The organism is Micromonospora sp. NPDC049799 (genome assembly GCF_040656655.1).
Lineage (GTDB): Bacteria > Actinomycetota > Actinomycetes > Mycobacteriales > Micromonosporaceae > Micromonospora.
Window position 1 is genome coordinate 1 of sequence record NZ_JBFAMU010000321.1, and the last position, 5,781, is coordinate 5,781.

Here is a 5,781-nt window from a genome sequence, read left to right on the forward strand (position 1 = left end):
GGTCGGCGCGGTCTTCGCGATCAGCTGGGCGCTGGCCGGCGGGCTGGCCGCCGTCGCCGGGACCTTCGCCGCCGCCGGCGGCAGCGTCGACGGGGCACTGTGGCTGATCGCGCTGACCGCCCTGCCGGTGATCATCCTCGGCGGGCTGGACTCGCTGCCCGGCGCGGTGGTCGGCGGCCTCGCCGTGGGTGTGCTCCAGGAGGTGACCGCCACGTACGCCAACGACGTCGCCTGGCTCGGCGGCAACGTCTCGGTCATCACCCCGTACGTGCTGATGCTGGTCGTGCTGCTGGTACGCCCGTACGGGCTGTTCGGGACCCGGGAGGTGGAACGCGTATGAGGGGCAGACCCCTGCTGCGCACGTCGTACGCGCAGGACCTCGCCCTGCTCGACACCCCGGCGAAACGGTGGTGGACGGCGGCGCTGCTGGTGCTGGCGTGCGCGCTACCGTTCCTGCTCGCCGACGACCTGCTGCAACTGCTCGCGGTGTGCTGCGTGGCCGCGATCGGGGCGATCGGTCTCGGCCTGGTCACCGGGTACGCCGGCCAGGTCTCGCTGGGGCACGCGTTCTTCCTCGGCATCGGGGCGTACACGGCGGCGGCCCTCAGCGGCGACCCGGACGGGCGTGTCATCGGCCTCGGTGTCACCGACATCGCGCTGTGGCTGCCCGCCGCGGGCCTCGTCGCGGCGCTCGCCGGGGTGCTGGTCGCGCCGTTGGCCACCCGGCTGCGCGGGCTCTACCTCGCCATCGTCACCCTGGGCCTGGTCTTCATCGGTCAGCACGTCTTCAACGAGTGGTCGGCGCTGACCGGCGGCGCGGGAGTCGGCCGGCCGGCGGCCACCCTGGAGTTCCTCGGCCGGCCGCTCGCGGTCACCGACGCTTTCGCCACCCGCGACCAGAAGCTGTTCTGGCTGATGCTGGCCCTGCTGATCGTCTTCGCGGTCGCCGCCCGCAACCTCGCCCGCTCCCGCATCGGCCGGGCGTTCACCGCCATCCGGGACCGGGACATCGCCGCCGGGGTGATCGGGGTGAACCTGCCCCGCTACAAGACCCTCGCCTTCGCCGTCTCGTCCTTCTACGCCGGGTGCGCGGGGGCACTCCTCTACACCGTCACCGGGTTCTTCGACCCGGGGTCGTTCAGCCTGCTGCTCTCGGTGCAGTACATCGCCATGGTCCTCATCGGCGGCGCGGGCACCATCTCCGGCGCCATCGCCGGGGCGTTCTTCATCACCCTGCTGCCCCGGCTCACCCGGGAACTGCAGGCGTGGGTGCCGTTCGTCAGCACCCAGCCGAACGAGGTGCCGAACGTCTTCCAGGTGGAGACGATCCTCTACGGCGTACTCATCATCGTCTTCCTCATCTTCGAACCACGCGGGCTGTTCGGCCTCTGGGTCCGGGCCCGCACCTACTGGAAGGCGTGGCCGTTCTCCTACTGACACAAGTGAGGAAGCGATGGGAAAACCGACGTCACGGATCGCGCTCTCCGCGGCCGTGGTTCTGCTGGCCGGCACCCTCACCGCCTGCCGGGGCGGTGACACCACCACCGACGCCTCCGGGCTCAAGACCGACGTGGGCGTGACCTCCGAGCCCTGCCCGGAGGCGGTCGACAAGAACAAGGGATGCATCTACCTCGGCATCATCTCCGACCTCACCGAGGGGCCGTTCCGGGCCCTCGCGGTGCCGATCACCGACGCGCAGAAGGCGTTCTGGAAGCGGGTCAACACGGCCGGCGGCATCGGGGACTACGAGGTGGACGTGACCCGCTACGTGCGGGACAACAAGTACAACCCGCAGACCCACAACCAGGTCTACCAGGAGATCAAGCCGAACGTGCTGGCGCTCGCCCAGAGCCTCGGCTCACCCACCACCGGCGCGATCCTCGGCGACATGAAGGCCAGCAACGTCATCGCCGCACCGGCCGCCTGGACCTCCGGCTACGCGTTCGAGGACGTGATCGTCGAGTCCGGTGCCAACTACTGCGTCGAGTCGATGAACGCGCTGGACTACGCCCGCGAGGCGTACTCCCCGAAGTCGGTGATGGCGGTGCACCTGGCCGGCGACTACGGCGACGACGCCGCGGCCGGGGTCAAGCTGGCCGCGCAGGCGCTCGGCATGACCTTCACCGATGTCAAGACCGACTCCGGCGCGGACAAGCAGGCCGGCGCGATCCAGGCGATCCTCGCCGGCAAACCGGACCTGGTGGTGCTCACCATGGGCCCGGCCGACGCCGCGACCATCGTCGGCCAGGCCGCCGCCCGCGGCTTCGCCGGCCGGTTCATCGGCACCAGCCCCACCTGGAACCCGGCGCTGCTGCAGAGCCCGGCCGCACCGGCGCTGCTGGCGAAGTACGAGCAGACCGCGCCGTGGAACACCTGGACCACGGACACCCCGGGTCACAAGGCGCTGCGGGAGGCCCTGCCCGGGGTCACCCCGAACGACGGCTACACCTCGGGTTGGGTCTGGTCGTATCCGCTGAAGGCGGCGCTGGCCAAGGCGGTCGCCGACGGTGACCTGACCCGGGCCGGCCTGGTGAAGGCGGTGAAGTCGCTGACCAACGTGGACTACGAGGGCATGCTGCCCTCCGGTGCCGGCAACTACGCGGCCGGGCCGAACGACGGCGCCGTCCGCGTGACCGCCATCTACAAGCCCGACAAGGCGTCCCCGACCGGGGTGAGCCAGGTCCGCGACCTGTTCACCGGCCCGACGGCGAAGGCGTACACCCTGGACGGCCCCTGCTACGAGAAGCTCTGAACCGCGGCCGTCGGGTGCCGTGCACCCTCCGTGTCGGGCCCCGTCCGGGGCCCGACACGGAGGATCCGTCAGCCCTGATCCGGCTGCGGCAGGTCCTGCTGGGAGAACCCGGCGGTCACGCCCGTGCTACGAGCGGCTCCGAGGGTCCCCGGGTCCTGGGCCTGGTAGACACGGACGGCTGCCGACGTACGCACCACGTAGGCGATCTGCGCGCCGTTGCTGTTGGTGAAGGCGAAGGCCGTCGGGTCCGAGACGTAGACCTCTCCGGTGCTGGCCGTCTGCCACTCCCGCCACGTCGAGCCGCCGGCGGTGGTCTCGTACGAGTGCTGGATGGTGCCCTGCGCGTCCCGCACGAACACGGAGACCGTGCCGCTGACCGGATTGAGCACCGCCGAGGGGGAACCGACCGCGACGGCGCCGCCGCCGACCGGCGTCCAGGCGCCCGGCCAGGTCCCGTCGGAGGCCTGCGAGCGGACCTGCACCGTGCCGTCGGTGTGGCGCGCGAACACCATCAGGCGCGGCCCGGGCCGGAGCACCACGGACGGAGTGTCGGTGAAGCCGGTTCCGCCGAGGCTGCTCCAGGCCCCGAGCGTCCCGTCACGGTAGGTGGCGACGTGCAGCGTGCCCGCAGCGTCGCGGACGAGGACGGCGGCCGACCGGTCACCCAGGGCGGTCAGCACCGGCGTGCCGGTGAGGCCGGTGGTCGTGCCCAGACGCTCCCAGGCTCGCAGGTCGCCGGTGGTGCCGTCCTGACGCCGGAACCACAGCGCTCCCGCGCCGTCCGAGGCGACGACCACGAGGCTGGCATCGGAGAGCCGGGCGACGGCTGGTTCGGAGAGCATCCGTCCGCCGAGGTCGAGCGACGGGTGCCAGTCGGGAAGGCCCGGCTGCTTCTGGTCCAGCGACCGGACGTCACTGCTGTCGACGTGGGCCACGACACGGATCCGGCTGCCGCTGTCGGCGACGAGGGCGGGAACTCCGGTGTACGCCTCGAGCCCCGGTGCGCCCGCCCACTGCACCGAGCTGAAGCTGTCCGGGTTCTGGCGTCCGTGCAGCAGGCGGCCGGTGTTGTCGGTGTAGGCGTATTCGACGGTGCCCAGTGCGGTGCCACTGGCCGGCGCCTGGAGCACCGCGACCGCCGTGTTGGTGCGCGTCGGCGTGCTGGGGCGGGCGGGGGTGTGCGAGGCGGTCAGCTTGCACGTGTCGGTGGTCGCCGTGACGTTCAGGAAGCCGCCCCACCCGGTGTTCGCCGTAGTGCGGTGGACCGCCCAGGCCCAGGTGTCCTCCCGGAGCCGGTACTGGTTGAGGATGCCGTCGGCCCTGATGCCCCACAGCGTGTCGCCGCCTGCGGAGAACACGCCCTTGGTGAACATCTGCCATCCCGTGCCGACCTGACGTGCCCGGTCGATCCACCGCTGGCTGACCGGGTCGAACCGGTAGCGGTGCAGCGTCCCGTCGGGCCGGCGGGCGTAGAGGACACCGACGCCGGCGGCGACGATCAGGTCGTACTGGTCCCAGCCGGTGTCGAGGGTCCGATCGGTGAAGGCCCAGGTCTTCGCCGCCTCGTCGAACCGGTGCCAGTTCAGCCGGCCGGCCGCGTCGACGGTGTAGAAGTCGCCGATCTCGTCGACGGTGATCTTGTTCTTCAGGGTGCCGGATGCGTACTCGGTGAAGCCGGTGCTGATCCGCCATGCCTGCTTGCCGTCGACCAGTTCCCAGTTGCTGCCCGAACCCAGCCACCGGTAGCGCGCGAGCCCGGAGGAGTTGATGCCGTAGACACGGTGGTTCGGCCCGGCCAGGACCTTGCCGAAGGTGGTCCACCCGCTGACGCCGATGGTTGTCGAGCCCTGGTAGACGCTCGTCGAGGTGCCCGGCGCAGTGACCGGGTAGTGCCTGAGGGTGCCCGTCGACGTGACGGCGAACACTGCGGCGCTGGAGCCGCAGGTGACCGTGTCAGCGGCACGGGCGGGCGTGTGCGCGGACGGGACGGCCACGGCCGTGGCGGCGGCGGTGACGGCTGCTGCCAGCCCTGCCACCAATCGTCGGCCGTGTCGGCCGGAGCATGTGGACACGTGCAAGGAGACCCTCCCCCGTGGCGGGTGTGTGGGACGAGGCCCCGGCCCGGGTGATCACGGGACGAGCCTGGACCGTCGCGGTGCGTACGATCGACGGTCATCATGCCGGAAGCACGGATCTCCTCGCTGCCCCGCCCGGAATGTCGGGCCAAAGCGGAGTTGGCCGAACGTGCGGCACCGCGGTCGGCAGGAAAGGAAGGGCCCCCTGTCACGCCAGGCGCGTCAACAGGAGGCCCTTCCGTTCACCTCAGCGGTAGAAGCGGAGGTAGTCGAACTCGGCGGTCACCGGCGGTTCGGCGCCGCCGTGCGCGACCAGGCCGATCCGGGGCGTGGTGTCGGCCGGGAAGGTCCACACACCGCCCCACGTCCAGGTCCGGCCGTCCCGGCTGGAGCCGGCCCGGAACTCGTGCTCGCCGGTGGCCGGGTCGACCCGGTGCGCCAGCCGCAGCCACGTGGTGGTCGCCGGGGTGCCGACGATGTTGCCGCCGTACACCGGCCGCCCGGCGAAGGGCAGCTCGTAGCCGTACTCGACCTGGCGGGTGTTCCAGATCGCCACCTGGGCCAGCCGGGCGAACCGGTCGTCGTCCACGTACGCCACCAGACCGGCCTGCTGGTAGTTGCGGACGGTCTCCTCACCCAGGTCGAGGGTCACCTTCGTCTCGACCACGTAGTCGCCGGTCGGGGCGTCGCGCAGCAGCACCCCGGCGGTGTTGCCGGTGCCGGTCAGGTCGGCGCCCTGCACCGGCCAGTTCAGCGACCCGCCGGACACGGTGGCCGCCGGATCCTCACGGACCCACGTCCAGTCGGCGTCGAGGCCGTCGGCGAACTCGTCGGAGTACGCCGGAAGCGGCGCGCCGACGCGCGGCTGCGGCACGGCCCGCCGAACCGGCTGGTAGAGCCGGGCGAGGCTGACGTTGTCGAACTCGGCGTCGCCGCCGGCCGCGGTCAGCGCCA

Annotated in this window: 3 protein-coding genes and 2 pseudogenes; 3 read left to right on the plus strand and 2 right to left on the minus strand. The window is 71.7% G+C overall.

Translation table 11 applies throughout. The annotated features are described in order from the left end of the window. From AB0I76_RS21025 to AB0I76_RS21035, 3 genes and pseudogenes are all read left to right on the plus strand, one after another. A pseudogene (locus AB0I76_RS21025) lies at positions 1 to 340 on the plus strand (branched-chain amino acid ABC transporter permease); the annotation flags it as partial. Then, on the plus strand, positions 337 to 1,437 hold the full coding sequence (locus tag AB0I76_RS21030) for a branched-chain amino acid ABC transporter permease (RefSeq protein ID WP_357037964.1): 1,101 nt from the start codon (positions 337 to 339) through the stop codon (positions 1,435 to 1,437). The pseudogene AB0I76_RS21025 and the gene AB0I76_RS21030, both read left to right, overlap by 4 nt. Positions 1,438 to 1,453: 16 nt before the next feature. Continuing rightward, on the plus strand, positions 1,454 to 2,752 hold the full coding sequence (locus AB0I76_RS21035) for an ABC transporter substrate-binding protein (protein WP_357037967.1): 1,299 nt from the start codon (positions 1,454 to 1,456) through the stop codon (positions 2,750 to 2,752). A gap of 68 nt (positions 2,753 to 2,820) precedes the next feature. On the opposite strand, the gene AB0I76_RS21040 is transcribed toward AB0I76_RS21035, so the two are convergent. Then, the gene (locus tag AB0I76_RS21040) at positions 2,821 to 4,788 is read right to left on the minus strand and encodes a tachylectin-related carbohydrate-binding protein (RefSeq protein ID WP_357037970.1); all 1,968 of its coding nucleotides are present in this window, start codon (positions 4,786 to 4,788) and stop codon (positions 2,821 to 2,823) included. A gap of 286 nt (positions 4,789 to 5,074) precedes the next feature. After that, positions 5,075 to 5,781 (minus strand): annotated as a pseudogene (locus AB0I76_RS21045) (glycoside hydrolase family 43); the annotation flags it as partial.